The sequence below is a fragment of the Streptomyces sp. NBC_01525 genome, from assembly GCF_045040405.1.
Lineage (GTDB): Bacteria > Actinomycetota > Actinomycetes > Streptomycetales > Streptomycetaceae > Streptomyces > Streptomyces benahoarensis.
Window position 1 is genome coordinate 6,171,796 of record NZ_CP109397.1, and the last position, 26,629, is coordinate 6,198,424.

At 73.8% G+C, this 26,629-nt stretch carries 20 protein-coding genes and 1 pseudogene; 11 read left to right on the forward strand and 10 right to left on the reverse strand.

Annotated elements, in window-relative coordinates; genetic code table 11:
- Window positions 1-583 precede the first annotated feature (583 nt).
- The 6 genes from OG422_RS26805 to OG422_RS26830 all read left to right on the forward strand — a co-directional run bounded on the left by OG422_RS26805 (window position 584) and on the right by OG422_RS26830 (window position 8,378).
- Window positions 584-1,132, forward strand: a complete 549-nt coding sequence (locus OG422_RS26805; RefSeq protein ID WP_143941823.1) for a helix-turn-helix domain-containing protein — start codon at window positions 584-586, stop codon at window positions 1,130-1,132.
- Window positions 1,122-1,862, forward strand: a complete 741-nt coding sequence (locus OG422_RS26810; protein WP_405746482.1) for a hypothetical protein — start codon at window positions 1,122-1,124, stop codon at window positions 1,860-1,862. Before OG422_RS26805 ends, OG422_RS26810 begins: the two co-directional genes overlap by 11 nt.
- On the forward strand, window positions 1,855-3,084 hold the full coding sequence (locus OG422_RS26815) for an MAB_1171c family putative transporter (RefSeq protein ID WP_405746485.1): 1,230 nt from the start codon (window positions 1,855-1,857) through the stop codon (window positions 3,082-3,084). The genes OG422_RS26810 and OG422_RS26815 overlap by 8 nt, the downstream gene beginning before the upstream one ends.
- A 419-nt stretch (window positions 3,085-3,503) precedes the next feature.
- Complete coding sequence (locus tag OG422_RS26820) at window positions 3,504-5,435, forward strand: hypothetical protein (protein ID WP_405746488.1); 1,932 nt, start codon at window positions 3,504-3,506, stop codon at window positions 5,433-5,435.
- 328 nt (window positions 5,436-5,763) lie between these two features.
- Window positions 5,764-7,017 (forward strand): cytochrome P450, encoded by a 1,254-nt coding sequence (locus tag OG422_RS26825; protein ID WP_405746490.1) that lies wholly within the window; start codon window positions 5,764-5,766, stop codon window positions 7,015-7,017.
- Between the two features lie 194 nt (window positions 7,018-7,211).
- Window positions 7,212-8,378: a D-alanyl-D-alanine carboxypeptidase family protein gene (locus OG422_RS26830; protein ID WP_405746493.1), complete on the forward strand. Its 1,167-nt coding sequence runs from the start codon at window positions 7,212-7,214 to the stop codon at window positions 8,376-8,378.
- Window positions 8,379-8,511: 133 nt separating this feature from the next.
- On the opposite strand, the gene OG422_RS26835 is transcribed toward OG422_RS26830, so the two are convergent.
- From OG422_RS26835 to OG422_RS26870, 8 genes are all read right to left on the reverse strand, one after another.
- Window positions 8,512-9,312: a DUF309 domain-containing protein gene (locus OG422_RS26835; RefSeq protein WP_405746496.1), complete on the reverse strand. Its 801-nt coding sequence runs from the start codon at window positions 9,310-9,312 to the stop codon at window positions 8,512-8,514.
- 41 nt (window positions 9,313-9,353) lie between these two features.
- Window positions 9,354-10,355, reverse strand: a complete 1,002-nt coding sequence (locus tag OG422_RS26840; RefSeq protein ID WP_405748006.1) for a TolB family protein — start codon at window positions 10,353-10,355, stop codon at window positions 9,354-9,356.
- 158 nt (window positions 10,356-10,513) lie between these two features.
- Window positions 10,514-11,761, reverse strand: coding sequence for an MFS transporter (locus tag OG422_RS26845; RefSeq protein WP_405746499.1), 1,248 nt, complete (start codon window positions 11,759-11,761; stop codon window positions 10,514-10,516).
- A 24-nt stretch (window positions 11,762-11,785) separates the two neighbouring features.
- Window positions 11,786-12,733: a metallophosphoesterase family protein gene (locus OG422_RS26850; RefSeq protein ID WP_405746502.1), complete on the reverse strand. Its 948-nt coding sequence runs from the start codon at window positions 12,731-12,733 to the stop codon at window positions 11,786-11,788.
- Window positions 12,734-12,988: 255 nt separating this feature from the next.
- A complete protein-coding gene (locus tag OG422_RS26855; protein WP_405746504.1) occupies window positions 12,989-13,447 on the reverse strand; it encodes a thioesterase family protein in 459 nt (152 codons plus the stop codon).
- The gene (locus OG422_RS26860; protein ID WP_143941831.1) at window positions 13,444-14,424 is read right to left on the reverse strand and encodes a 3-hydroxyacyl-CoA dehydrogenase NAD-binding domain-containing protein; all 981 of its coding nucleotides are present in this window, start codon (window positions 14,422-14,424) and stop codon (window positions 13,444-13,446) included. Before OG422_RS26860 ends, OG422_RS26855 begins: the two co-directional genes overlap by 4 nt.
- A 40-nt stretch (window positions 14,425-14,464) precedes the next feature.
- A complete protein-coding gene (locus OG422_RS26865; RefSeq protein ID WP_405746508.1) occupies window positions 14,465-15,352 on the reverse strand; it encodes a 3-keto-5-aminohexanoate cleavage protein in 888 nt (295 codons plus the stop codon).
- 68 nt (window positions 15,353-15,420) lie between these two features.
- Window positions 15,421-16,281 (reverse strand): TetR/AcrR family transcriptional regulator, encoded by an 861-nt coding sequence (locus tag OG422_RS26870; RefSeq protein ID WP_143941833.1) that lies wholly within the window; start codon window positions 16,279-16,281, stop codon window positions 15,421-15,423.
- A 200-nt stretch (window positions 16,282-16,481) separates the two neighbouring features.
- On the opposite strand from OG422_RS26870, the pseudogene OG422_RS26875 reads away from it, so the two are divergent.
- From OG422_RS26875 to OG422_RS26885, 3 genes and pseudogenes are all read left to right on the forward strand, one after another.
- Window positions 16,482-18,382, forward strand: a pseudogene (locus OG422_RS26875) (SpoIIE family protein phosphatase).
- 125 nt (window positions 18,383-18,507) lie between these two features.
- On the forward strand, window positions 18,508-19,908 hold the full coding sequence (locus OG422_RS26880; RefSeq protein WP_405746511.1) for a glutamine synthetase: 1,401 nt from the start codon (window positions 18,508-18,510) through the stop codon (window positions 19,906-19,908).
- Window positions 19,902-21,032, forward strand: coding sequence for an amidohydrolase family protein (locus OG422_RS26885; protein ID WP_405748007.1), 1,131 nt, complete (start codon window positions 19,902-19,904; stop codon window positions 21,030-21,032). Before OG422_RS26880 ends, OG422_RS26885 begins: the two co-directional genes overlap by 7 nt.
- An 89-nt stretch (window positions 21,033-21,121) precedes the next feature.
- On the opposite strand, the gene OG422_RS26890 is transcribed toward OG422_RS26885, so the two are convergent.
- A complete protein-coding gene (locus OG422_RS26890) occupies window positions 21,122-21,709 on the reverse strand; it encodes a hypothetical protein (protein ID WP_405746513.1) in 588 nt (195 codons plus the stop codon).
- 110 nt (window positions 21,710-21,819) lie between these two features.
- Window positions 21,820-22,851 carry an LPXTG cell wall anchor domain-containing protein gene (locus OG422_RS26895; RefSeq protein WP_405746515.1) on the reverse strand — a complete coding sequence of 344 codons (1,032 nt, stop codon included), beginning with the start codon at window positions 22,849-22,851 and terminating at the stop codon, window positions 21,820-21,822.
- A gap of 442 nt (window positions 22,852-23,293) precedes the next feature.
- Here OG422_RS26895 and OG422_RS26900 point away from each other — a divergent pair, with 442 nt between their 5' ends.
- Complete coding sequence (locus OG422_RS26900; RefSeq protein WP_405746518.1) at window positions 23,294-24,592, forward strand: MFS transporter; 1,299 nt, start codon at window positions 23,294-23,296, stop codon at window positions 24,590-24,592.
- 594 nt (window positions 24,593-25,186) lie between these two features.
- Window positions 25,187-26,578 carry an NADP-dependent succinic semialdehyde dehydrogenase gene (locus OG422_RS26905; RefSeq protein WP_143944318.1) on the forward strand — a complete coding sequence of 464 codons (1,392 nt, stop codon included), beginning with the start codon at window positions 25,187-25,189 and terminating at the stop codon, window positions 26,576-26,578.
- Window positions 26,579-26,629: the final 51 nt, after the last annotated feature.

The window sequence follows — 26,629 nt, forward strand, 5'->3', positions numbered from 1 at the left end:
CGGGGTGCGGCGGGGGCCGGGGCAGTGGCGCGATCGGCGGGCGCGGGCCGGGCGGGGCGTACGAGGGCAGGGAGCATGGGGGGCAAGGTCCTCTCCGTCAGGCGGGGATACGCGGGGAGGGCCGGGCGGGACTCACGGAATGGGGCGCCGGCCGACGCCGGACGGCAGAGCTGCCGCGGCGACTGCCCGCCATGAAACCGCCCCCGCCGAGATGCGGGCACCCCCTCCTGGGTGCCCCCGTACGGGGGGTAGCCACCGGGGCCGCGATGCGTCGGGGGACCGGGCTCCACGCCCCCGGTGAAGCCGGGGACTCAACTCCCGGTTAAGGGCCGGACGAGCCGCGCGAGGTGACCCTACCGATCGGCGGCCGCACGGAGCAATCCCCCAAGAGCCACGGTCCTTTCCGCCGTCCGGTAGCGGCGGCCCCTGGCATCGGGTGATCGGACCGTGACAGGATGTGCCCAGGAGTCCCGACGGCAGACTTAACTCGCCGTTGGGTCCGTGGAGAGGGCCGCGCACGGGCCGGGCGACGGCACGCGCCGCCCGCCACGGAACGGCCGGACACGGGGGAAAGGGCGGCGGGATGGCTGCGAAGGACCACACGGAGCGCGCGGAGAACGGGACCGAAGGGGACGTGGCGGGCAAGGACGCGCGGAGCGGGACGGCACGCGGCGACGCGGCGCGCCAGGACAGCGGCACCCTCGCCGACCGGCTGGGCCGCCTCTTCACGCACATGCACCCGCCCGGCGCGCCGTACACCAACGCCCATGTCGCCGAGGAGATCAGCGGCGACGCGGCGCAGTACGGCGGGGTGCGCCTGACCGAGCAGTACCTCTCCATGCTGCGCAACGGCCGCCGGAGCAACCCCTCCCCCGAAGTCCTGCGCGCCCTCGCGAAGTTCTTCGGCGTCCCGGCCGGATATCTCCTGGGCGATCTGTCGCAGCCGCAGGCCGAGCGGGTGGAGGAGGAGGTCCGCTTCCTCGCCGCCATGCGCGATCAGCGGGTCCGCGCCATCGCGCTGCGCTCGGTGGGCCTGCCGCCCGACGTCCAGGAGAGCTTGACCACCATCATCGACCAGTTCCGCCGCCAGATGGACCTGCCGGGCAGGGGCGGTGCCGCCGATGACGGTTGATCTGCCCCGGGCCGACGGACCGGACCGGCTCTTCGCCACCTGGCGGCGGGCGCACGACGACGGGATGATCATGCGAGTGGGGCGGATACGCAGGCGGTGCAAGCGGCTCGTCAAGGAGCTGGCGCTGCCCGCCACGGTCGATCTGCGGGGCCTGTGCGACCTCGTCGGGGCGCGCGTCGGAGCCCCCGTCCACCTGGTGCCGATGAGCCTCGACGGCGCCGCCTCCGGCATGACGGCGGCCACCGACGACGCCTACTGGGTCTTCTACGAGAGCCGCACCTCGCCCTGGCACCAGGCCCACATCGTGCTGCACGAACTCGGCCACCTCCTCCTCGGCCACGACCGGGACCCCGCGCTCACCGAGGACGCGCTGCGGCTGTGGACCCCTTCCGTCGACGCGGCGACGGCCCTGCGCCGGATGGGCCTGACCCCGGGCCTCGCCCGCCACCACGGCTACGACAACCCCGCCGAACGCGAGACGGAGGTCCTGGGCACCCTCCTGATGGAACGCCTCGCCCCGCCCGCACAGGATCCGCCGCCACCGCCGCACGGCCGCGCCGCCGAACTCGCCGCCGCCCTCGGCCCGGCCCTCCAGCACCTCCGCCGCCCCGCCGCACCGCACACCCCGGACAGCGCGGCCACCGACGACGGTCCCGGCCCGGCCGACGGCGGCACAGGCTCCGCACCGGCCGAGCCCTCCCGCGACGACGGCGGTGACCTCCGTGCCTGACCTCTTCGACGTCCTCTACCTCTGCTTCGCCGCCGTCGCCTGGATGATCGTCGGCTACAAGACCACCGCCTGGCTCCGCGACCGCGCCAACGCCGACCTGGGCCTGGCCTGCGTGATGACCGGCAGCGTCGCCACCGTCTTCCTCTTCTCCGCGCCCAGCCTCTACCGCGCCTTCGACCGCCTGCTGGGCGTCGCCAACCTCGCCATGGTCTTCCTCTACTCCGCCGTCATGGTCTTCGCCGTCGGCGCGCAGGTGATGCTGGCCCGCTGGGCGGCGGGCGAGGGCGACGCGGCCCGACACCGCGCCCGTACGCGGGCCCGCGCCACGATCGCCGCCGTCGCGGTGCTGTGGGCGGTGGCCGTCACCGGCTTCGCCGTCGGCCGCCCCGACGCCGTCGAGCACCCCCGCGACTTCAGCACCGCCTACACCGGCGCCCCCGGTGTGATGCTCTTCCTCGGCCTCTACCTGGCCATCTTCGGCGCCAGCCTGGCCGCCCTGGGCTCGCTCTGCCTGCGCTACGCCGCCACCCTCGGCGCGTCCTGGCTCACCCGGGGCCTGCGGGTGATGTCCGCCGGGTGCCGCCTCGGGCTGGTCTACTGCGCCGCGAAACTCCTCGGCTTCGCCCTGTCCTGGGCCGGATGCCCCGCGCCCTGGCTCTCCAACGGTGTGGCCCCGCTCAGCGCCTCGGTCGCGGCGCTCCTCGTCCTCGCCGGGTTCGCCCTCCCGGCGGCCGGTCCCCGGGTGACGGCCTGGCGCCGCCTGCGCCGCCTCACCCCGCTGTGGCGGCAGGTCACCGAGCAGAACCCGGAGGTCACGATGGAACGCGGGGCCTGGCCGGGGCGGTGGCCCTTCGCCGACCTGGAGTGGCGGGCCAACCGCCGGATGGCCGAGATCCGCGACGTCCAGCGTTCCCTGCGCCGCCACGTCGAGTCCGACACCCTCGACATCGCCGGGGAGCGCGCCCGCGCCGTGGTGCCGGACGCACGCCAGCGGGCGGCCGTCGCCGAGGCCGCCGCACTCCGCCGCGGCCTGGAGAACCGCGCGGTGGGCCATGTGCCCCCGCACGGCGCCGACACCGTCGTCGTCGCCCACGGCGGCGGGGACGGCCTGCTCGCCGCCGAGTACGAGCATCTGGCCCTGGTCGCCGACGTCTACCACTCACCGCTGATCGACACCGTGCTCACGGAGCTGCGCCAGCGCAGCGCGGCGGCCCGCCACTGACGGCGGCACACCGACGGGGTGGCCCGGTACGGGGGTCCGGGCCGCCCGAACCACCTCCGCCGCGGGCGGCGCCTCCTCCCGGCTTCGGGCCGGGAGCGCCGCCCGCGACCGGGGGAGCGGACCACTGCCCCGGCCGCCCGGGGGCTTCTCAACTTCCCCTTTCCGACGCTCCTTTGGGTGCGTACACCCTTTCGGATGTCAGACCCGGCAAAAGGCTTGCCGCCCGCGCGGGGCCGGGCTGTACTGATCCCGACGGTGCCCGGCGCACCGCTCCGGCCACCGGCCGCCGCGTCCCACACAGCGGCGCGCGGGTGCCCGCGACCGACGAGTCGACCACGGGGGTCCACGATGTCGCCACGCTCCGAAAGCACCACCCCGCCCGGCGCGTTCGCCGCCGCTCCGACGCCCGGGCGGCCGTGATGACCGAGACGTCCGAGCCGGGGACCTCACCGCCCGAGGGTGCCCCTCTTCCGCCGGTCGCGGTAGGCGAGAACAAGGGCCTCGTCGTGGTCGGCAACCGCAACAACATCACCTACCAGCAGGGCGGATACGTCGTCACCCCCGGTCTCGGTGACCTCCCGCTGCGCCCGGCTCTCCCGCTGTCCACCGCGCCGCCTGCACCGCTCTTCGGCCGCGACGAGCTGGTGACGCAGGTCCTCGCCGACCTGACCGACAAGGGAGCGGCGCAGCTCCACGGTGAGCCGGGCGTCGGCAAGAAGGCCGTCACCGAGGCGGTGCACGCCGCCCTCGCGGCGCGCGGCGGACGGGGCCACATCCTGCGCCCGCTCACCGGCACGGAGACCACCCTGGCGTCCGTCGAACGGCGGCTGGCCGGGGTGTTCTTCGGGCAGGAGTTCCTGCGGGAGGTCGACGAGTCGCTGCTGCGCACCGCCGTCGCCGAGGTCACCGCCGTCCATCTCACCCTCATCGACTGCCCGCTCGGCCGCTCCGACCTGACCCGGCTGCGCCAGACCTTCCCCGGCTGCACCTTCCTGCTCACCTCCCGGTACGCGACGCTGCCGGACTCCTCCGCCGTCCACCACGTCCAGCCGCTCTCCCGGGACGCCGCGACGGAACTCCTCGGCGCCGAGCTGGGGCTGCCACTCGGGCCGGTCGGCCTGCAGAACCTCCAGTTCGACCACGTCTACCGAATGTCCGAGGGGCGTCCCCAACGCCTGTGCCGGTACGCGGCGTTCATCAAGGGATCCGACGAGTGGCGGGCCAGGATCGCCGAGGAGCCCCACGACCGGCCACCCCTCGTCGACCCGGAACAGCTCACGCCGCTGCACCAGGCCGAGGCGCTGGCGGTCGCGCTGAGTGAACCGGCCCGCCGGGTCCTGGTCGCCCTGGAGACGTTCGCGACGCCGCTGCCCGCTGCATGGTTCGAGCCCGTCACCGGCGGATCCCAGGACGCGGACGCCGGGCGGGAGTTGTGCGACCGCCGACTGGTGGTCCGGTACGGCGACACCTACCACCTCACCGGCGACGCCGCCGAAGCCGTCCGCCACCAGGAGTGGCCGCCCGCCGATGCGGCCGTCGCCGCGGAGGGCCTGATGACGGCGTTCGCCGCCGAGGACGGACCGCCGCCCCCGGACGCCCATCTCTATCTGACCGTCGCCCAGGCCCTGCGGGACGCCAAGAAGTGGTCCCTGACCGTCCGCTTCGTCCACGCCGCCGTACCGATGGCGCTGGCCGCGGGCCGGGGCCAGATCGCCTTGCAGCTCTACGTCCTGGGCAAGGTCGCCGCCACTCGCGGCGGCAGACAGCAGGACGCCGAGCACTACACCCGTGAGGAGAAGCTGACCCGCAACCTCCTGGAGGGCGACAAGGCCGCCGCGGCCGCCGCGCTGCTGGTCCTCGCCCCGACCGCGGGCCAGGCCGTGACGCACGGCGGCAAACTCGCCGGATACATCGGCAAGGTCACCGCCACCCTCTCCACCAAGGCCGGTGCCACGGTCGCCGCGGTGAGCGTCGCCGCGGCCGCCGCCACCGGCGTGGTCGTCGCGACGAGCAACAGCACACCCGCCGGATGCGCCGAGGCCAAGGCGGCCATCACGCCCGACCGCCGCCACGATTCCGTCCGCACCTCCGACGACCTCGCCGCCAGCTTCCGGCGGACCGCGACGGATCTGGACGCCGCGGCCGCCAAGGCCACCGACACGACGGTCGCCTCCGGGATACGCGGCCGGGCGGACACGCTCCGCACCCTGGCCGACGCCCAGCAACGCGACGGCGACGGCCTCGGCCCCGACGTCCACCCCGACGTCCGGGCCGCCCTCCTCAGCTCGAAGGAACTGCGGGAGAGCATCCAGTCCCTGCAAGCGGTGATGAAGGTCTGTCCCGAGGAGTGACGCACGGGGGCACGGCCGCAGGAGTGACCTGACCTGCCGCCGTGCCCCCGCCTCACCCGCAGGCACGCGCGTCGGCAACACGCCCGGTTCCGGCGTCGAGACCGCGCCGGCCGGGACCGACTCGGGGCGAGCCGCCGCCCGGAACCCTCCGGGACCACCCGCCGATGGGCCGGGCCGCGTGACTCCGCCCTCTGCGACGACACGTCATATACCCGATACGGAGCGGTCGTTCGTCGCCACCCGTCGGGGACGCACCGCCCCGGACGCACCGCCCCCGACGACCGCACCGGAAAGACCCCCCCGGAGGAGGGCCCTAAAGTCGGACACCATGCAGAACACCGCCGAGACCGGCCCCGCAGACCCCGTTGACGTGACGCCTCTCCTCGACGATCCGCATACCGCGTACGCCGCGTTGCGCGCGAGCGGCCCCGTCCACCGCATCACCGGCCCCGACGGACAACCCGCCTGGCTCGTCACCCGCTACGACGACGTCCGTGCCGCGCTCGCCGACCCGCGGCTCTCCCTCGACAAACGCCATGCCGCGCCCGGTGGTTACCGCGGCTTCGCGCTGCCCCCGGCGCTCGACGCCAACCTCCTCAACATGGACCCGCCGGACCACACCCGGGTCCGCCGACTGGTCGTCCGCGCCTTCACCCCGGGCCGTGTCGAGGCGCTGCGCGCACCCGTACGCCGCGTCGCGGACGACCTCCTCGACGCCGTCGAACCGGCCGGGCGCGCCGACCTGATCGCCGACTACGCGGGCCATCTGCCGATCATCGTGATCTGCGACCTGCTCGGCGTACCCCGCGCCGACCGGCGGGACTTCCGTGCCTGGACCGACCGGCTGGTCACCCCCGATCCCTCCCGTCCGGAGCTGGTGAAGCAGACCATCGGCGACCTGCTCGCCTACTTCACCGGCCTCATCGCCACCAAGCGCGCCCAGCCCGGCGACGACCTGCTCTCCGAACTCATCGCGGTTCGCGACACCCCGGACGGGACCCCGGACGGCGCCCCGGACAGCGGCGCCGCGCCTGGCGGCGACCGGCTCTCCGAGGACGAACTGACCTCCCTGGCCTTCCTCATCCTCTTCGCCGGATACGAGAACACCGTCCACCTCGTCGGCAATGCCGTCCTCGCCCTCCTCGACCACCCCGAGCAGTTGCGCGCATTGCACCGCAATCCGGCCGAACTGCCGAACGCGGTAGAGGAGTTCATGCGCTTCGATCCGCCGGGGCCGCTCGCCATCCGGCGGTTCCCGCGCGAGGACCTGGACATCGGCGGCGTCCGCGTCCCGGCGGGCGACTGCGTGCTGCTCTCCGTCGGCTCCGCCAACCGCGACGAGGCCCGCTTCCCCGACGCGGACCGCCTCGACCTCGCCCGTGATCTCTCCGGCCACCTCGCCCTCGGCCACGGCATCCACTACTGCCTGGGGGCGCCGCTCGCCCGGATGGAGACGGCGGTCGCGCTGTCCGCGCTCATCGAACGGTTCCCCGGACTGAGGCTGGACGTTCCGCGCGCGTCGCTCACCCACCGCCGGACCCTGCGCGCACGTGGCCTGATCTCGCTGCCTGTGACGTGGTGAGCCGCCGACGAACACGCTTTCCGAGGCATAAGTGTTCTGCGATGCGGTAGAAAGGTGTGGAGACCCGCCCGGTGTGCATCCCCCGTCGCACCGGGCGGGTCGTTGTGCGTGGGGGCGCGCCGTGACGGTCCGTCTTTCGTCCGACTGGCCCAGCCGCCCTGCGGGACGCCCGGCATCTCCATAGCGTGATCGTTATGTCACTCGATGCGTTCCTGTTCCGGAAGGCCGGTGCAGTGGCGGTGCTCGTCGCCACCGGCGTCTCGTCGGCCTGTATACCGGCCCCGGCCCTCGCGGCCGACGCGCACCGCCCGCCCGCTCCGGCCGTCGCCGGGGTACAGGTGGCCGACGCACCCGGAGTGCCGAACCTCCCGGAGGGCCTGTCCGCCCTGTCGTGGGCCGTCACGGACGCCGACTCCGGCAGCGTCCTGGCCGCCAAGGACCTGCACCGCAAGCTGCCGCCGGCCAGCACCCTCAAGACCCTGTTCGCGGTCACCGCGCTGCCGAAGTTCGCGGCGGATGCGGTGCACCGGGTCGAGCCCGCCGACCTCGACGGTGTCGGCTCCGGCAGCAGCGTCGTCGGCGTCGAGGCGGGCAGCAGCTACTCGGTGGCCGACCTGTGGCGCGGGGTGTTCCTGCGGTCGGGCAACGACGCGGTGCACGTCCTGGCATCGATGAACGGCGGCTGGGAGACCACCACCCGCGAGATGCAGGCGAAGGCCCGGGCGCTCGGCGCCAAGGACACGACCGTGAAGTCCCCGGACGGGTACGACACCCCGGGCCAGGTCTCGTCCGCGTACGACCTGACGGTCTTCGCCCGGGCGGGGCTCGCCAACGCCGACTTCGCGCGCTACTGCTCCACCGCGCGGGCCGACTTCCCGACCGCCAACGGCGTCACCCGCATCGAGAACACCAACCGGCTGCTGTCCGGCGCGAGCGGGATGCCCCGTTATCCGGGGATCATCGGGGTGAAGAACGGCTACACCACCCACGCCGGGAACACCCTGATCGCCGCGGCCCGGCGCAACGGACACACCCTGCTGGTGACGGTCATGAACCCGCGGTCCGGCGAGGCCAACGGCGTCTACAAGGAGGCCGCCGCGCTGCTGGACTGGGGTTTCGCGAGCGTGGGCACCGCGGAGCCGATCAGTTCGATGACCCGCGCGGTGGCGCAGGGCCCCGACGCGGAGCCCGCCGCGCACACCGCCCGCACCGACGAGGACGGCAACTCGCCCTGGCGGGACGCGCTCGCCCTGTGGGGCGGCGGGGTCGGCGCCGCCCTCCTCGCCATGGGCGCGGTGCTCGCCCGGCGGCAGCACCTCCGCCGCCGGGCGGACGAGACGGATGGATCGCACACGCCGTAACGGGGACGGGCCCGGCGGCGGCGCGGGCCGTGGCGCAGGCCCCTCACCGGCGCACCGCCACGGCCCCGTCCGCCGCTTCCCGCCACGGCCCCAGTCATCGGAACCGTCCGCCGCCTCCCGTAGGCGCCCCGGCTCAGGCGCGCAGCCGGGGCGCCGAACCGGCCGCCGGGACCGGGTCCGTCGGGGCGCCGCGCAGCCGCGCCGTCAGGTCGTGGGCCCAGGTGGTCAGGGCCGCGACGTCGATGCCGTACGGGGCGGTGTCCGCGTACGGGGTGAGGGCCGCCGCGCCGCGGTCGAGCAGGGTGACGGCGCCGGTGGCGTTGGCGCGGGCCGCATGGGTGAGGCCGACGGCGAGCTGTGCCAGGCCGCGCCAGAGCGCGCGCTCCGGATGCGGGGCGGTCTTCCAGGCGTCCTCCAGCACCTCGTGCGCATGGAACGGCATCCCGGCGTCGAGCAGCCGCTGCGCCTCGGTCAGCGTCGCGTCCGGCGTCCGCACGACGCCCTCGGGCTGGCGGGCCACGCCCGGGGCGCCGTACGGCAGCGGACGCCCGAGCCCGTCGCGGGGCCGCGCGTTGCGGGCCCGTCCGTCGGCGTCCCGGTCGCGGCGCCGTGCGGAAGGCGGGGGTGCGGCGGCGGCTTCGGGCCCGGCCGCACCCGGTGCGCTGCCCTGCCCGGACGCGGATCCCGGGGCTCTCTCCCGTCCGGACGCGGCTTCCGGCGAGCCCGTGCGCGCCGACTCCGCGTCCGCCCGCCCCGCCGCCTCCTCGGCGCAGAAGCGGCAGCCGTCCCGCCCGCCATCCGCCCGGTCCTCGATCCGCCCGCAGACCTCGCAGACCCGGTCCAGCCAGCAGGCCGGGTCGCCGCCCTCGTCGCCGGTGGCCGCCGGGCATGGCGTATCGGCGGTCCGTCCGGTGTCCCTCTCCGTGTCACTCACCCTTCGATTGTGCGCCGTCCGGGCGCCGGTACGCGTACGGGTCAGGGCAGCCGCGCCGGGGACGAGGCGTCGGGGATGCGGCGGGCGGCGGAGCCGTGGCCGTCGGCGGGGACGGTCCAGATGTCGCTGGAGCCGGTCTCCTTGCCGGGCAGCGCGTAGGCGAGGGTGGCATCGTCCAGCCAGGCGGCCTGGTCGTCGACGCTGCGGGTCTCGGCGAGCGGGTGCTCCTTGAAGGTGCGCAGATCGAGGACGTACAGCCGCCACGGGTCGCGGGCGCCGTCGCGGACGCGTTTCTTGAACGCGAGGCGGGTGTTGTCGGGGGAGAGCGACGGGCACTCGACGTTCTCGCGGAGCGTACGGGCCCGCCATGTGCGCAGGTCACCCTTGACGAGGTAGGTCTTGCCGGCCGTGGAGACCGTCGCGTAGAAGGTGTTGTCGTCGCGGGCGAAGGTGACGCCCCAGTAGTTGACGTCGGGGGCGTGGTAGCGGCGGCCGTCGAGGGTGAGGGGGACGCCCTCCATGTTCTTGATCAGATAGCCGGTGCGGGTGTCGAGGATCGAGGTGCGGGTGGAGAAGGACGTGGTGGCGTACGAGTCGCCGGTGGCGAACATCGTCCAGGACAGCATCCGGCCGGAGGCCGAGACCCGCGCCCGGTTGGGGATGCCGGTCAGCCCGATCCGGCGCTTCTCGCGCAGGTGCTCGTCGAGGACGACGGCGTACGAGCGCGGCGGGATGCCGGGGCGGCGCTGGAGGCACAGCCCGGTGCGGGCCGCCGCGTAGAAGCGGTCGCAGCGCGGACCGCCGGTGGTGCGCTGCCCCGGCTCGCGGGCGGTGGCGGGGGAGACGGCGGTGCGGCCGGTGGCGGGCAGCCGGGCGATTTGTCCCGAACCGGCGCCGGTGGAGCGGAAGTACAGCTGGCCGTGGTCGAGGCCGAACGCCGAGACGGGGTCGGCCGGTTCGGCCCGGCGGGCCGCGCCCACGGTGTAGGCCACGGCGACACCGGCCAGCAGCGCCCCCGTCACGGCCAGCGCGAGGACGCGCATCCGCAGCGGCAGCGCGGCGAACCGGGCCGCGGCCCCGGAGGGCGCGGGCCGGACGCCCGGGGAGGTGGCGTCCGGCTCCCCGCCCGGGGTCTCGTGCCCTTCGGCGGACTCGGCGGACTCGGCGGACTCGGCGGATCGGGCCGGGCGTTGAGGCGGGTTCATGCGGGCGTGAGGTGCCTTTCCGTGCGGGGGAGCAGGAGGGCCGACGCGAGCAGGGCCACCGCCAGCGCGACGAACGCGGCGATCAGCGCCGGGCGGGTGCCCCACAGCGTCCAGGCGGCGCCGAACCCGGCGGCCGCCAGCAGACGGCACAGCGCCTGGCCGGTCTGGAGCAGCGCCATGCCGCTCGCCCGGCGTTCGGCCGGGAGCACCGGTCCGGCGAGTGCCATCAGGACGCCGTCGGTGGCCGCGTAGAAGACGCCGAGGAGCAGCAGGACGGCGGCGAGCAGCGGCAGTCCGGCGCCGGTCGTCAGCAGCAGGAGGTAGCCGCCGAGGAGGGCGGCGTGGCCGACGAGGAACGGCACCCGGCGGCCGATGCGGTCGCCGAGCCGCCCGGCGGGCACCGCCAGCAGCAGATAGACCGCCGCGGCGCCCAGTGGCAGCAGCGGGAACCAACTGACCGCGAACTCCAGCCGCCGCTGCAACAGCAGATAGAGGAACGAGTCGCCGATGGTCGCGGCGCCCAGCAGTGCGGCGGCGGCGAAGATCCGACGGAACGCCGCGTCGCGCAGCGGGGCCAGCAGCGCGGCGCGCGGCCGGGGCGCGGCGGGCGGCGGCACGGGCGCCGTCGCGCGGTCGGGGACGAGGACGAGGAGCATCAGCACGCCCAGCAGCCCCACGCAGAAGCTGACGACGAAGACCGCGTCGTAGGCGTCGGCGGTGGCCCACAGCAGCGCGAACGCGGCGAGCGGGCCGAGCAGCGCGCCGGTGGTGTCCATCGCGCGGTGCACGCCGAAGGCGCGGCCGAGCGCGTCGGGCGGGGCGCTGAGCGAGATCAGCGCGTCGCGGGGGGCGGTGCGGACGCCCTTGCCGAGGCGGTCCGCGGCGAGGGAGGCGCCGATGCCGAGGGTGGCGCCGCCGGACAGCAGCAGTCCGAGGCGGGAGAGCGCGGAGAGGGCGTAGCCCCATCCGGCGACGAGTTTGTGGCGCCCGCCGCGGTCGGCGGCGTGCCCGCCGAGCAGCCGGACGAGGGCGGTGGCCCCGTTGTAGAGGCCGTCGAGGAAGCCGAACTGGAGGGGGGAGAGGCCGAGTTGGATGACGAAGTACAGCGGCAGCACGGCGGTGACCATCTCCGAGGAGATGTCGGTGACGAGGCTGACCGCGCCGAGGGCCAGTACCGGCCCGCCGACGCGGCCCCGCGTCACCTTGGTCGCCGTGGTGGCCGCGTCCGTGGTCGCGAGATACATGGTGCCCGGTGCCCGCCTTCGGGATCAGTGGCAGGTGTAGGACGGGCTGCTGTCCTTGGTCTTGCCGTCCGTGCCGACCAGGTCCCAGGAGAAGCCGGTGTCGGTGAAGTCGATTTTCACCACCCCGAAGGTGTTGGTCAGCCGCTTCTGGCTGTTGGGCTGCACCTCCTCGATCTTGTACGGGTGGGCGCCGCCCATGCCGCCGAGGAGTTCGACGATGCCGTTCTTGTCGTCCCGCTTGCCGTCCGGGTTCTGCGGGGCGAACCGCTCGTAGTGGTGGTCGTGGCCGTTGAGCACCAGCTCCGCCTTGGCGTCGTAGAGCGCCTTCCACACGGGGCGGCTGACCGGGTCGTTGCCGTGCTCGCCGGAGGAGAAGAGCGGGTGGTGGAAGTAGGCGGCTACGCACTTCTTGGCGGTGGACTTGAGGTCGTCCTTGAACCACTTCAGCTCGGCGGAGGTGAGGTTGTTGGTGTCGAGGGCGATGAAGTGCCAGTTGCCCTCGTCGTAGCTGTAGTACGGCTTGCCCTTCGGGTAGGCGATGTCGCCGAAGTACGCCTTGTAGCCCTTGAACTCGCCGTCCGGGTCGTACGTCTCGTGGTTGCCCGGGATGGGGTGGGTCTTGTTCTTGAAGGCGCCCCAGGTCTTGTCGTAGTAGCGGGTGAAGTCCTTGAGGCGGGCGTCGTCGTACTGGTTGTCGCCCATCGTCATGATGAACTTCGGGTTGATCTTCTTCACCAGCGCGGCGGTCTTGGGGTGTTCGCAGTCGCTGCTGTCGGCGGTGCACTGCTCGGCGATGTCCCCGGCGGCGACGACGGTGAAGGCGCCCGCCGCGTGGTCGGTGGAGGCGTCGGCGCGCCCGGCGGGGGACCACATCAGCACGCCGCCGGCGAGCGCGAGGGCGGCGGCGGCCGCCGGGATGCCGATACGGGGGTTCTTGTGCAGGGGCTTCTTGGCGCGGGGGGTGGGCGTCATGTCCGTCTCCTGGTTCGGCACGGGGGAGCCGTTCCCGAGGAATCCTGACGCCGGGTCATGTACGGGTCAAGACGTCGGCCCGTCATTGTTAGGAAACTTTCCTACTTGCCTTTCGTGGGGGACGTCTCCTCCAAATCCCCTTGTCGCGGCCGGAGTTCGGGCGCGGAGGCGTACCCGGGGGCGCGTGCGCCGGGGCCGGAACCGCATCCTCCGGGGCCCCGGAGGATGTCCTCCGAGGGCCCCGGCGGCGGAGCGTCAGACCTCGCGGATGCCGCGTCCCGCCCAGGCGGGTGCGGGCACCACGAGCCCGGTGAGCGTCCGGTGTGTCGCCTCGGGCAGCGGCGCGGAGCGGCCCGTGCCCTGGTCGACGTGGAGCGCGAACAGCTCCTCCGTCGCCACCGGGTGGTCACCCGGTTCGCCCACGAACATCTCGTGCGCGAACCGCACCTTCTTCGCGTCGGCGCCCAGCACCGAGGTGCGGACCGTCAGTTCGCTGCCGCGCGCCACCTCGTCGAGGTACCGCACATGCGCCTCGACCGTGTACAGCGAGCAGCCCGACCGCGTGCGGTAGGCGTCGTCCAGCCCGGTCTGAGCCATCAGCGCGTCCGTCGCGAAGCCGAAGACCAGGACGTAGTACGCCTCGCTGAGGTGGCCGTTGTAGTCGATCCACTCGTCCCGGACGGTCTGCCGGAAGAGGGGGAGCGGGGCCGTCATCGGGCGGTGCCTCCCAGGCGGCCGGTGGCGCGCAGCACGTCGATGACGCCCTGGTCGCGCTCGGCGACGAGATCCGCGTACGTCCGCTCCCCGGCGGCCTCCTCGCAGCCGTCGACCATCGCGTCGCGCAGCTCGCGGTCCAGCTCGGGGGCCTCCAGGCGGGTCCACGGCGACTTCAGCGACGGGCCGAAGTGGTCGAGCATATGGCCCATGCCGCCCTCGCCGCCGGCCAGCGCGAAGGTCAGGCAGGGACCCATGAACGCCCAGCGCAGACCCGGGCCCTCGGTGATCGAGTCGTCGATGTCCTTCACCGTCGCCTCACCGTTGGCGACCATGTGCAGCGCCTCGCGCCACAGCGCCTCCTGGAGGCGGTTGGCGATGAAGCCGGGCAGCTCGCGGTCCATGGTGATGACGGACTTGCCCGCCACGTCGTAGAAGCGCGACGACCACGCGACGGCGTCCGCGGCGGTGCTCTCGCCGCCGACGACCTCGACCAGCGGGATCAAGTACGGCGGGTTGAACGGGTGGCCCACGACCAGGCGGCCGGGGTCGGCGCCGTCACCGTGCTGGGGCTGCATGTCGGTCATCGGGTAGCCGGAGGTCGACGAGGCGATGACCACGCCGGGCGGGGTGGCGGCGTCCAGCTCGGCGAGGAGGGAGCGCTTCAGCTCCAGTTTCTCCGGGGCGCTCTCCTGCACGAACTGCGCGTCGGCGACGGCTTCGGCGAGCGTCGCGGTGACCGTCAGCCGGTCCTGCGAGGCGCCCTCGGCCAGGCCGAGCTGCTCCAGCGCGGGCCAGGCGGCGGCAACCAGACGCCGCAGCTTGTCCTCGGCGTCGGGGGCCGGGTCCCAGGCGGTCACGTCGTAGCCGCGGGCGAGGAAGTGGGCGACCCAGCCGCCGCCGATGACGCCCGCGCCGATGCAGGCGACGCGGCGGACGTCCTCAGGGGCGCAGGGGGCGGGAGTGGTGTCGGTCATGGGGAACTCCAGGTGTTCCAGGTGGGGAGGAAGGGGACGGTCAGCCGCGGGGCTTGAGGCCGAGGCGGGCGCGGGCCTGGTCGGGGGTGGCGACCGTGGCGCCCAGCAACTCGGTGATCTGCACGGCGCGTTCGACGAGCTGGCCGTTGGTGGCCTTCACACCCCGGCTGAGGTAGAGGTTGTCCTCCAGGCCGACCCGGACGTTGCCGCCGAGCAGGATCGACTGGGCCACCCACGGCATCTGCATCCGGCCCAGCGCGAAGCTGGCCCACTGCGCGCCCTCGGGCAGCATGTTCACCATCGACTGGAGCACACCGGGCTCGGCGGGGGCGCCCCACGGGATGCCCATGCACAGCTGGAAGACGGTCGGGTCGTCGAGCAGGCCCTCGGCCAGCAGCTGCTTGGCGAACCACAGCTGACCGGTGTCGAAGATCTCCAGCTCCGGCCGCACGCCCAGCTCCTGGATGCGCTTGGCGCCGGCCCGCAGCATGTCGGGGGTGGAGACGTAGAGGTTGGAGCCGTCGCCGAAGTTGAGCGAACCGCAGTCCAGGGTGCAGATGTCCGGCAGCAGGTCCTCGACGTGCGGCAGCCGCTCCAGCCCGCCGACGAGGTCGGTGCCCGGCAGGTGCTTCAGCGGCTCGTCGGGGTCGACGACGAGGTCGCCGCCCATCCCGGCGGTGAGGTTGATGACGACGTCGGTGCCGGTGTCCTTGATCCGCGCGACGGTCTCCGCGTAGAGCTTCGGGTCGCGCGAGGGCGCGCCGGTCTCGGAGTCGCGGACGTGGATGTGGACGACGGCGGCGCCCGCCGCGGCCGCCTCGACGGCTGAGGCGGCGATCTGCTCCGGCGTCACCGGGACGTGCGGGGAGCGGCCGACGGTGTCGCCCGCGCCGGTCAGCGCACAGGTGATGATGACCTCGTGGTTCACGGGATTCCCTTCGGAGGGGGACAGGGGAGGCCGGCGCCGGGCGGCGGCGGCCGGTGGGATGCGCGGACTCAGTCCGCGGTGACCTCGCTCGCCACGAAGGCGAGCAGGGCGTCGTGCATGGTGTCGGGGCCGGTGCTGTCCGGCGCGGTGGCCAGGACCTGGGTGGCCAGACCGTCGATCAGCGCGGTCAGCCGCAGCGCGGTGAACTCCGGGTCCAGATCGCGGAAGACGCCCTGGCCGATTCCGCGGCGCAGCACATCGGCGACGGTGGTGCGCCACTGCCGGTAGTAGTGCTCGTGGAGGCGGCCGATCGCGGTGGAGCGGGCGGCCTGCGCCCACAGGTCCAGCCAGACCAGCCACTGACGGCGCTGCTGGTCGGTGCGGGGCGTCTGGAGGGCGATCAGATGCAGCAGCTCGGCGCGGGCGTCGGCCGCCGTGGCGAGGCCCGCGGCCCGGCGGGCGGTGTCCTCGTCCATGCACCAGCGCACCGCGGCCTCCAGCAGCTCGTCGCGGCCGGGGAAGTGGTAGTGCACGGCCGCCGTGCTGGTGCCGCAGGCCGCCGCGATGTCGGCGACCCGCACGCCGTGGAAGCCGTGCTCGGCGATGAGCCGGACGGTCTCGCGGACGATCTGGAGCGGGCGGCCGCCGTCCGGCACCGCCACCGGACCGGCCGCGGGCGGCGGCGCGGGGCGCTGCGCCGGGCCGAGGAGGCGGCCCGCGTCGACGCCGGTGATGTCGGCGATCCGGACGATCTCGGCGACGGTGAAGCGGCGGCCGCCGTTGAGCGACCGGGAGAGCTTCGAGGGGTCCATCACGATCCGGCGGGCGACCTCGCGGCGGCTGCATCCCAGCCCGTCGATCGCCTGCCGGACACGTTCCGTGAGCGCCCCGGCGTCATCCGGTACCCGGGCTGCGGCGTCGTCCGTCATGGTCCGGGACCGTAGCAGCAGCGTTGAGACCATCGCAACGGTGAGAGGGAGTCAAGTGATCTAAACCCGCTTTGAGCAGGGGTTTTCTCGCGTTGTGGTGACTGACTGATGCGAAAGTCAGTCACGGGGGGCGTGGGTCGGCCGGTGCAGGAGGGGCGATCGGAAAGCCCTGATACCGGGGCGCATGGGACAGTGGCGGCATGGCTGACCGGGGAGCGAAGCGGCCCACCGTGTCGGTGCCGGACGGCTGGCCCGCCCACCCGGATCTCACCCTTGCCCCCAACCACATGGGCGGATTCGACTGGGACCTCGACCGGGGGCTGCTGCACATGGACTCGCCCGCGCTGCGGCTCTTCGACATGCCCCCGCAGGCGTACGACGACCGGCCCGCCACCCTCGCCGACCGCGTCCCGCCCGGCGAGGCCGCCCGCCTCGACGCCCACGTCGCCCGCGCCCTCAAGGACGGCAGCGACTCCTACGGCGCCTACTTCCGCGTCCGTCACCGCGACGGCGTGCTCCGCTGGACCCACAGCCAGGGCAGCATCCGCCGCGACGACACCGGCCGCCCCTGCCGCATCATCGGCGTGGTCCGCGACGCCGAGGACGAGTACCGCCACGCCGCCGAGCGGATCGCCGTCGACGAGGAACGCCGCCGCCACACCGACGTCGTCCAGCGCACCACCGCCGCCCTCGCCCACGCCCGCACCGTCCAGGACGTCATCGCCGTCCTCGCCGACGACCAGGGCCTCAGCCGCCTGAGTGCCGAGAACGTCATCCTCGGGCTCGTCGAATCCAGCCGCATCCGGCTGATCTCCGAGGGGAAGGCCGGCAGCTTCATCCCCGAACTCGGGCTCACCCGGATCGGCGACGAGTTCCCCATGAGCGAGGTCGTGCGCACCCTCACCCCGCGCTTCGTCGGCAGCCGCGCCGAGTTCGCCGACTGCTACCCCCGCATCCGGCCCGCCATCGAACCCCTCGACGTGGGCTCCGCCGCCTACCTCCCGCTGATCGCCCAGGGCCGCCCGATCGGCGTCATCGGCATCTTCTTCCCGCGCGAGTCGGACTTCGGCGAGCAGGAACGCGCCCTCATGGTCGCCCTCGGCTCCAGCATCGCCCAGAGCCTGGCCCGCGCCATGCTCCACGACCAGGAACACGACCTCGCCGCCGGACTCCAGCAGGCGATGCTGCCGCGCCGCATCCCCGGTGTCCCCGGCGCCCAGATCGCCGTCCGCCACCGCTCCGTCCGCCTCGGCCGCGACATCGGCGGCGGCTGGTACGACGTCATCCCGCTGCCGCACGGCCGCGCCGCCGTCGTCGGCGACGCCCAGGGCCACGACACCCGGGCCGCCGCCCTCATGGGCCAGCTCCGTATCGTGCTGCGCGCCTACGCCGCCGAGGGGCACGCCCCCGCCACCGTCATGGCCCGCGCCTCCGCCTTCCTCAAGGAACTGGACACCGACCGCTTGGCCACCTGCGTCTACGTCGACGCGGATCTGAGCACCGGCTCCGCCCGCTTCGTCCGCGCCGGGCACATCGACCCGCTGCTGCGGCACGCCGAAGGGCTCTGCCGACCGCTGCCCGTCGCGGGTGGCCTGCCCCTCGGACTCTCCGCCGAGTTCACCCGTCTGGATTACCCCGTCACCACGGTGCAGCTCGCTCCGGGTGACACGCTGCTGCTCTGCACCGACGGCCTCGTCGAGACGCCCGGCACCGATCTCGACGACGGCATCCGCGAGTTGGCCGCAGAGGTCCGCCGTGGCCCGCAGGAGTCGCCCGCCACATGATCCGCTCCGCCGTCCGCGCCGGGGGCGCCGGGGACCGCGCCGAGGAGATCGAACTCGTCGCCGACGAGCTGATCACCAACACCCTGCTGCACACCGACGGCTCCGCCGTCAGCACCGTCGAGATGCCGCACAGCGCCGAACGGCGGCTCCGGCTGGAGGTCGAGGACGAGTCCAGCAACCTGCCCCGGCGCCGCGAACCGGGCGAGGCCGGGGTCTCCGGACGCGGTCTGCTGCTCGTGGACCGGCTGGCCGATGTCCGGGGAGTGGAACCGCGGGGCGGCGGCAAGTGCGTATGGTGCGAGTTCAACTGCCCCTGACCCGGGTCCTGTCGTCACGGCCGGGCGCAGAGCCCACCCGCCCCGCGGGCCGGGCGCCGCGCCGCGTACGCACCCCGGGGGCACCGGACGCCGAGACATCGGCACACGCGAGTGAAGGACGCACCATGGAATCGCGGTCGGCACAACAGTCGGCACAGGCACGTCAGTTGTCGGCGCGGCTGGACGCCGAAGGGGTCCGCAACACCGCCCTGACCTGGGTCGACAACGCGGGCATCACCCGCGTCAAGGCCGTCCCGGCACACCGCCTGGAGCAGGTCGCCCACCGTGGCGTCGGCATGTCCCCCGTCTTCGACGTCTTCACCTCCGACGACGCCATCACCGAATCCGCCCACATCGGTGGCCCCGACGGCGATCTGCGGCTCTTCCCCGACCTGGACCGCGTCACCCCGCTCGCCGCACAGCCCGGCTGGGCCTGGGCACCCGCCGACCGCTACGACCAGCTGGGCGCCCCGCATCCCGCCTGCCAGCGGCAGTTCGCCCGCCGGATGACCGACCGCGCGGCGGAGCACGGCCTGGGGCTGCGGATGGGCTTCGAGACCGAATGGGTCGTCACCCGCGCCCCCGAGCCCGGCACCCCGGCCGCCACCGACCCGGAGGCCCCGCTCGACTTCCCCTGCGCCGGGCCCGCCTACGGCATGACCCGCGTAGTCGAACTCTCCGACTACCTCCGCGACATCACCGAGGCGCTCACCGTCCAGGGCCTCGACGTCCTCCAGCTCCACCCGGAGTACGCGGCCGGCCAGTTCGAGGTCTCCACCGCCGCCGCCGACCCGGTGCGCGCCGCCGACGACGTCGTCCTCGTCCGCGAGACCGTCCGCGCCGTCTCCGCCCGCCACGGGCTGCGCGCCTCCTTCGCCCCCACCGTCGTCGCCGGGCTCGTCGGCAACGGCTGCCACCTCCACCTCAGCCTCCACCGCGACGGCCGCTCCCTGCACCGCGACCCCGCCGCCGCACACGGCCTGGCGCCCGACGCGGCGGCGTTCCTCGGCGGCGTCCTGGAGGCACTGCCCGCCCTCCTCGCCCTCGGCTGCCCGTCACCCGCCAGCTATCTGCGCCTCCAGCCGTCGCACTGGGCGGGCGTCTACCAGTGCTGGGGCGTGGAGAACCGCGAGGCCGCGCTGCGGCTGGTCACCGGCGCGCCCGACGACCCGGACGGCGGCCACGCCGAGCTGAAGCCGTTCGACGCCGCCGCCAACCCCTACCTCGTCGTCGGCGCGGTCCTCGCCGCCGGGCTCCACGGCCTGACCTCCGGCGGCCGTCTCCCCGACCCGGTCAGCGGCGACCCCGGCGTCCTCGGCGTCCGCGAGCGTGGCCGCCGCGGCATCGTCCGCCTTCCCACCACCCTCACCGACTCCGCCGACCAGCTGGAGAAGTCGGCGCCGCTGCGGGAGGCGATGGGCGACGTGCTGCACGGCGCGGTGCTCGCCGTGCGCCGGGCGGAGGCCGCGCGGTTCGCGGGCGAGGGCGATGAGGAGATCGCCGCCGAGACCCGGTGGCGCTGGTGACGCCCGCCCCGCCGGACGGCCTGCCGCCGCTCGTCGACCACCACTGCCACGGCGTGATCCGCCACCACCCGGAGGCCGACGAGTTCGCCGGATACCTCACCGAGTCCGACCGGCCGCCCGCCCCGGGCACCAGCTACCTCGACACCCAGGCCGGGTTCGCGGTCCGCCGCTGGTGCCCGCCCGCCCTCGGCCTGCCGCCGCACTGCCCGCCCGCCGACTACCTCGCCCGCCGCGCCGAACTCGGCCCCGACGAGGCCCGCCGCCGTCTGCTCACCGCGGCGGGCATCGGTGCCTATCTCGTCGACACCGGACTTCCCGGACCGCTCACCGGCCCCGCGGAGACCGCCGCATCCGGCGACGGCACCGGGCACGAGGTCGTCCGCCTGGAGACCCTCGCCGAACGCGCCGCCCAACAGGCCGCGGACGCCGAGGAGTTCACCGACGCCCTGGCCCGTTCCGTACGCGACGCCGCGGCGCACGCCGTCGCCTTCAAGACCGTCGCCGCCTACCGCCACGGCCTCGCCCTCCAGGCCCGCCCGCCCGGCCCGGACGCGGTACACGCCGCCGCCCGCGCCTGGCTCGCCGGCCCCGGCCCGGCCCGGCTCACCGACCCGGTCCTCCTGCGCCACCTCCTCGAACTCGCCGTCGCCACCGGCCTGCCGCTCCAGATCCACACCGGCTTCGGCGACCCCGACCTGCGTCTGCACCACGCCGACCCGTCCCTGCTCACCGACTTCGTCCGCGCCACCGCCGACACCGGCACCCCGCTCGTCCTGCTGCACTGCTACCCGTACCACCGCCAGGCCGCCTACCTCGCGGCCGTGTACCCGCATGTGTACGCCGACGTCGGCCTCACCCTCGGCCACACCGGCGCCCACGCCGCCGCCGTGCTCGCCGAATTCCTGGAACTGACCCCGTTCGGCAAACTCCTCTTCTCCACCGACGCGTACGGCCTGCCCGAGCTGTACACCGTCGGCAGCGCCGTCTTCCGCACCGCGCTGCGCACCGTCCTCGACGGCTGGACACACACCGGCGCCTGGTCGTACGAGGACGCCGCCCGCATCGCCGCACTGATCGCGGCGGGCAACGCACGGCGGGTGTACGGGCTGGGGGACGGCCTCTAGGGAATCGGTTCGGGCCCCGCCCGGGCAACGCCCTGGGCGGGGCCCGCCACGGCCCCGGGCGTCAACGTCCCACCGCAGCACGTTCTGTTTCAGCCCGTGCGGGGGGAGAAACCCCCGACGGCAACGCCGTGGGACGTGCAGTCCATGTCGTGGTAGCGGTCGGCGAAGGTACCGGTGAGGCCGGTGAACGCGTCGTACGCATGGTCCATGGGCAGGTCTTTGCCCACCCTGAACCGCAGCTGCACGTGGACGGACTCGCGGGGCTTCAGCGTCTTCGGGCCGGGGACGGTGCCGCCGGCGTTCCCATTGGCCTGGCGCAGCGTCTTCCAGGCGCGCTGCGAGGTGTCCCAGTACTGCAGATCGCCGTACGGGCTCAGGTCGTGCTCGCCCTCGTTGTAGACGTAGCTGCCCAGCTCGGCGCTGAGTTCGAACGACTTCAGATTCTTCGCCGAGGCGTTGGTGAGCGTGGCGGTGTAGGTCGTCCAGTCGGTGCCGAGAGTGATCGACTCGGGTATGCCGAACGTGCGGCCCACGAAGGCGTTGTTGTTCTTCCCGAGCTCGGAGCACTTCGGGATTTCCGCGGCAGGGGCCGCCTGGGAGGCGGGCGCGGCGGCCACCGCCACGGGGATCAGGGCGGCCGTCGCGGCCGAGACCGACAGGGCGCGGCGCAGATTCATGAAGATCTCTTTCCTGGTTCTTCGGACCCTTGGAGCCTTTGCTGCCAGTGCGATTGAGCTCTGAGGCCGTGGATCCTTGGGTTGTCAGGTTCTTGGAGCGACGGTTGGGCTCACGCGGTGACGTCCGTGGCGCCCGGCCCGGCCATGCCCTTCCGGCGGCGCACGACGATGACCGCACCCGCGCCGACCACCATCGCGGCTCCGCCGGCGAGAGCGATCGCCGGGAGGGCGGACGAGGAGCCGGTCGTGGCGAGGTGGCCGCCGCCCTGCGGGCCGGTGCCACCGGTGGCACCGGAACCACCCGTACCGCCGCCGGACGCGCCGCTCTGGCCGGGCTCGGCCGTGCCACCCGGCTTGCCCGGCTCACCCGGCTCGGTGGCCGGGGGCTGCGTCGGCTTCGCGCCCGCGGGGAGGAGGGCGAAGTCGTACCAGGCTTCCTTGGCCGAACCACAGGAACCGTCGCGGTTGCGGTAGTCGCCGGCGGCGAGCGCGTACCCGGCGCCGGGCTTGGCGTCCTTGACCATGCGGGTGCGCAGCTGGAGCGTGAGGGTGCTGCGCGGACCGACGGCGAAGAAGCCGAACAGGTCGTCGGGCTCCGCGTCATGGAAGGTCTTCCACCGCCCCGTCTTGGCGTCGCGGTACTCGGTCTCCAGCTCCCAGTACGGCCGGTCGACATCCTCGGCGGAGGACACGTAGAGGAAGGGCTGGACCTTCTCCAGGGGCTTGCCGGTGGTGTTGGTGAGCGTCATGGAGAAGGGGGTCCAGGCGCCGCCCGCGGCCAGCCGGCGCGGCAGCCCGTGGACGGCCACCTGCAACTGGTCGGACTCGAACGCGCAGGACTGACCCGCACCATCGGCATCACCGGCGTCCTTGCCTCCACCGGTGGCACCACCTGCGCCGATGGTCCCCTCGGTGGTCCCGGCGGCTTTCGGCGACTTCCCCGGGGCGGGACCGCTCGTTGCGGAATCCGCCGTCCGGTCCGCCGGTGTTGCGGCATCGGGGGAGTCGGGAGAGGCGGGTGTGCGGGGACCGGCCTCGGACACCGGCTCCGTTGCGAACGCGGCGGCGGGCGCGGCCAGTACGGCGGCGGGCGCTATCACGGCAGCCGCTGCGGCGGCCGTCAGGGCGCGGCGAATCTTCATCCAGCAGACCTCTCGGATCCCAAGTGCCACCTGGGCGGCACAGGTTGACGTTCGTCATGTTCAGGCCGTGCATGACTCATGGTGTGCGTGAGTGCGCATGCAGACATGCGTACATGCGCACACCTGCGCCTCATATATGAGCACTCGCACTGCGAAAAGGTTCCCCCCTCAAGTCGCTGAAGTGGCGCATCGGGTGGGAAATATCCTGGGATTTCCGTTGGGGTCCGTCTTCGGAGATCATCGAGTGGTGGATCACGGTGAGGTGGGTGCGTCGCCATGAACTCACTGACCATGAGGGTGAGTTGCTCGCCCGTTGCGCACAAGCTCTGCTGGAAAAAATCCGTGTCCCTCGCCTCGGCCCGGGCCGGCCACGCCGTCGGCCTGACTGGGACGTACCGGCACCGACGGGCTCGAAAACTGCCCGCCGCCCGGCACCGCGGGCATGTTTTACTTCCGCGTGCCCGATGCAACGAAATCCTCCACAGACCCCGTACCGCTGCGCTCACGCATATTCGCCGACCTCACACCGCTGCGCACCTCACCGGATTACCGGCGGCTGTGGTGCGGCAACACGATCTCCTGGATGGGCCAGCAGATGACCGCGCTCGCGGTCTCCCTCCAGGTCTACGACCTCACACACTCCACCTTCGCGGTCGGTCTGGTCGGCCTCTGCTCCCTCGTCCCACTCGTCGTCTTCGGTCTCTACGGCGGCGCCATCGCCGACACCGTCGACCGCCGCAAACTCGGCCTGTACAGCGCGAGCGGCGCCACCGTCCTCTCCGTCGTCCTGGCCGCCGCGGCGCTCACCCACCGGCACCATGTGGCGCTGCTCTACGGCGTCGTCGCTCTCCAGGCCGTGTGCTTCGCGATGAACTCCCCGGCGCGTTCGTCGATGATCCCGCGGCTGCTGCCCGTCGAGCAGCTGCCCGCCGCCAACGCCCTCAACTCGCTGACCAGCAACCTCGGCATGATGGGCGGCCCGATGCTGGGCGGCGTCATCGTCGGGCTGTGGGGCTATCAGGCCGCCTACCTGATCGATGTGGCCGCCTTCGGCGCCTCCCTGTACGCGATGTGGCGGCTGCCCGCGATGCGGCCCGAGCAGGGCGACGGCGACGGTGAGCAGCCGCGCCGCGCCTCTGTCCTGGACGGGCTGCGGTTCCTCGCCACCCGCCCCAACCTGCGGATGACGTTCTTCACCGACCTCTCCGCGATGGTGCTGGCCCAGCCGCGCGCGCTCTTCCCCGCCATCGCGGTGCTGTGGTTCGCGGGCGATGCGAAGACGGTGGGGCTGCTGGCCGCCGCGCCCGCCGTCGGCGCCGTCCTCGGCGGGCTGTTCTCCGGCTGGCTCGGCGGCATCCGCCGCCACGGGCTGGCGATCCTGCTGGCCGTCGCCTCCTGGGGCGCGGCCGTCGCCTGCTTCGGCCTGGCCCGCAACCTCTGGCTCGGCCTGTTCTTCCTGGCCGTCGCGGGCTGCGCCGACACCGTCTCGATGGTCTTCCGCTCCACCATGCTGCAGGCCGCGACGCCGGACCGGATGCGCGGCCGCCTCCAGGGCGTCTTCATCGTGGTCGTCGCGGGCGGCCCCCGCCTCGGTGATTTCCTCGCCGGATCGGCCGCCGATCTGACCTCCCCGACGGTCGCCGTCATCGGCGGCGGCCTCGCCTGCGTCCTGACCGTCACCGCCCTTGGCCTGGGCCGCCGCGCCTTCGCCCGCTACGACGCCCTCGACCCGCAGCCGTAACGGGTGTACGGGCGCGGGCCCGCCGGAGGCCCGGCCCGGCCGGGCGTGCGGGGCGGCCCGAGGGACGGGCCCCGCCGGGCGTGCGGGGTGGCCGGGAACGGGCCAGACTCGGATACGGGGGTACCCGCGCACGTAGCAGAGTCCACCTCCGAAAGGCATGCCGTGCAGCCGCAACCGATCCCGTACCGTCCCCGGGCCCGCGGCGGCGGCCGGGTGGCGCCCGGCGCCCCGGGCCACGGGCGGTACGGCCCCGCCGCGACCGATCCGGTCACCCCGCCCGACCCCGGTGGCCCCGCGCCGGTGCCGATGCCCGAGCCCGTGCCGCTGCCCCCCGATCCGGGGGGCCCGCCTCCCGATCCGGACGGGCCGACACCGGAGCCCGGCGGGCCGCCGCCGGGGCCCGTCCCCGAACCGCCGCCGGGTCCCGTGCCGGGGCCGCCGGGGCCCGAGCCGTCGCCGTCCCCGATCCCGCGCCCGCCGGGGCCCGATCCCGTACCGGATCCGTCACCGGCACCGTCGCCGCTGAGCTGAGACGGCCGCGCGCCCGTACCACCGCCGAGCCGATCGTCCCGTCCCACCGAGGAGGTGCTGTTCATGGCCATCGCCACGGTCAACCCGGCCACCGGCGAAACGCTCAAGACCTTCGAACCGCTCAACCCGGGCGAGCTCGAAGACCGCCTGGTCCTCGCCGAGCAGGCGTACGAAGCGCACCGGCGCACCTCGTTCGCCACCCGCGCCGGGTGGCTGCACAAGGCCGCCGCCCTGCTGGACGCGGACCACGACACCGTCGCCCGCACCATGACCACCGAGATGGGCAAGACGCTCGTGGCGGCCCGCGCCGAGGTCGCCAAGTGCGCCAAGACCATGCGCTGGTACGCCGACCACGCCGCCGCCCTCCTCGCCGACGAGCACCCCGACCCCGCCGACGTCCGCGACTCCGGTGCGGCCCGCGCGGTGGTGCGCTACCGCCCGCTGGGCGTCGTCCTCGCCGTGATGCCGTGGAACTTCCCGCTCTGGCAGGTCGTACGGTTCGCCGCGCCGACCCTGATGGCCGGGAACACCGGGCTGCTCAAACACGCCTCCAACGTCCCGCAGACCGCCCTCTACCTGGAGGAACTGTTCCGCCGGGCCGGATTCCCCGCCGGATGCTTCCAGACCCTGCTGATCGGCTCGGGCGCGGTGGAGGGCGTACTGCGCGACCCGCGGATCGCGGCCGCCACCCTCACCGGCAGCGAACCGGCCGGTCGCGCGGTCGCCTCCGTCGCGGGCGACGAGATCAAGAAGACGGTGCTCGAACTCGGCGGCAGCGACCCGTACGTCGTGCTGCCCTCCGCCGACCTCGACGCCGCGGTGCGTGTCGCGGTGACCGCCCGGGTCCAGAACAACGGCCAGTCCTGCATCGCCGCCAAACGCTTCCTCCTGCACACCGACATCCACGACGCGTTCGCCGAACGGTTCACCGCCGCGATGGCCGCGCTCACCATCGGCGACCCGATGGACGAGAACACCGACGTCGGACCGCTTGCCAGCGCACAGGGCCGCTCCGATCTGGAGGAGCTGGTCGACGACGCGGTGCACCGCGGTGCCACCGCGCTCTGCGGCGCCCGCCGCCCGCCGCAGCACCCCGCGGGCTGGTTCTACGAGCCGACGGTCCTCACCGGCATCACCCCCGACATGCGCATCCACCACGAGGAGGCGTTCGGCCCGGTCGCCTCGCTCTACCGCGTCGCCGACCTCGACGAGGCGGTGGCCCTCGCCAACGACACACCGTTCGGCCTCAGTTCCAATGCCTGGACCCGCAACGAGGCCGAACAGGAACGCCTCGCCCGCGACCTGCGCGCCGGGGGCGTGTACTTCAACGGCATGACCGCCTCCCACCCCGGCCTGCCCTTCGGCGGCGCCCAACGCTCGGGCTACGGCAGGGAGCTGTCCGGCCACGGCATCCGGGAGTTCTGCAACATCACGACCCTGTGGTACGGGCCGTAGGGGCGTGCCTCAGGGGAGGTGACCGGCCGCCGTTCCTGATCCGTAGGGCGG

What these genes read in the sequence shown, in the direction of transcription:
- OG422_RS26805 (WP_143941823.1), top strand. Translation starts at nt 584, where the DNA reads ATGGCTGCGAAGGACCACACGGAGCGCGCGGAGAACGGGACCGAAGGG.
- OG422_RS26810 (WP_405746482.1), top strand. Translation starts at nt 1,122, where the DNA reads ATGACGGTTGATCTGCCCCGGGCCGACGGACCGGACCGGCTCTTCGCC.
- OG422_RS26820 (WP_405746488.1), top strand. Translation starts at nt 3,504, where the DNA reads ATGACCGAGACGTCCGAGCCGGGGACCTCACCGCCCGAGGGTGCCCCT.
- OG422_RS26825 (WP_405746490.1), top strand. Translation starts at nt 5,764, where the DNA reads ATGCAGAACACCGCCGAGACCGGCCCCGCAGACCCCGTTGACGTGACG.
- OG422_RS26830 (WP_405746493.1), top strand. Translation starts at nt 7,212, where the DNA reads ATGTCACTCGATGCGTTCCTGTTCCGGAAGGCCGGTGCAGTGGCGGTG.
- OG422_RS26840 (WP_405748006.1), bottom strand. Translation starts at nt 10,355, where the DNA reads ATGCGCGTCCTCGCGCTGGCCGTGACGGGGGCGCTGCTGGCCGGTGTC.
- OG422_RS26845 (WP_405746499.1), bottom strand. Translation starts at nt 11,761, where the DNA reads ATGTATCTCGCGACCACGGACGCGGCCACCACGGCGACCAAGGTGACG.
- OG422_RS26850 (WP_405746502.1), bottom strand. Translation starts at nt 12,733, where the DNA reads ATGACGCCCACCCCCCGCGCCAAGAAGCCCCTGCACAAGAACCCCCGT.
- OG422_RS26855 (WP_405746504.1), bottom strand. Translation starts at nt 13,447, where the DNA reads ATGACGGCCCCGCTCCCCCTCTTCCGGCAGACCGTCCGGGACGAGTGG.
- OG422_RS26860 (WP_143941831.1), bottom strand. Translation starts at nt 14,424, where the DNA reads ATGACCGACACCACTCCCGCCCCCTGCGCCCCTGAGGACGTCCGCCGC.
- OG422_RS26870 (WP_143941833.1), bottom strand. Translation starts at nt 16,281, where the DNA reads ATGACGGACGACGCCGCAGCCCGGGTACCGGATGACGCCGGGGCGCTC.
- OG422_RS26880 (WP_405746511.1), top strand. Translation starts at nt 18,508, where the DNA reads ATGGAATCGCGGTCGGCACAACAGTCGGCACAGGCACGTCAGTTGTCG.
- OG422_RS26890 (WP_405746513.1), bottom strand. Translation starts at nt 21,709, where the DNA reads ATGAATCTGCGCCGCGCCCTGTCGGTCTCGGCCGCGACGGCCGCCCTG.
- OG422_RS26895 (WP_405746515.1), bottom strand. Translation starts at nt 22,851, where the DNA reads ATGAAGATTCGCCGCGCCCTGACGGCCGCCGCAGCGGCTGCCGTGATA.
- OG422_RS26900 (WP_405746518.1), top strand. Translation starts at nt 23,294, where the DNA reads ATGTTTTACTTCCGCGTGCCCGATGCAACGAAATCCTCCACAGACCCC.
- OG422_RS26905 (WP_143944318.1), top strand. Translation starts at nt 25,187, where the DNA reads ATGGCCATCGCCACGGTCAACCCGGCCACCGGCGAAACGCTCAAGACC.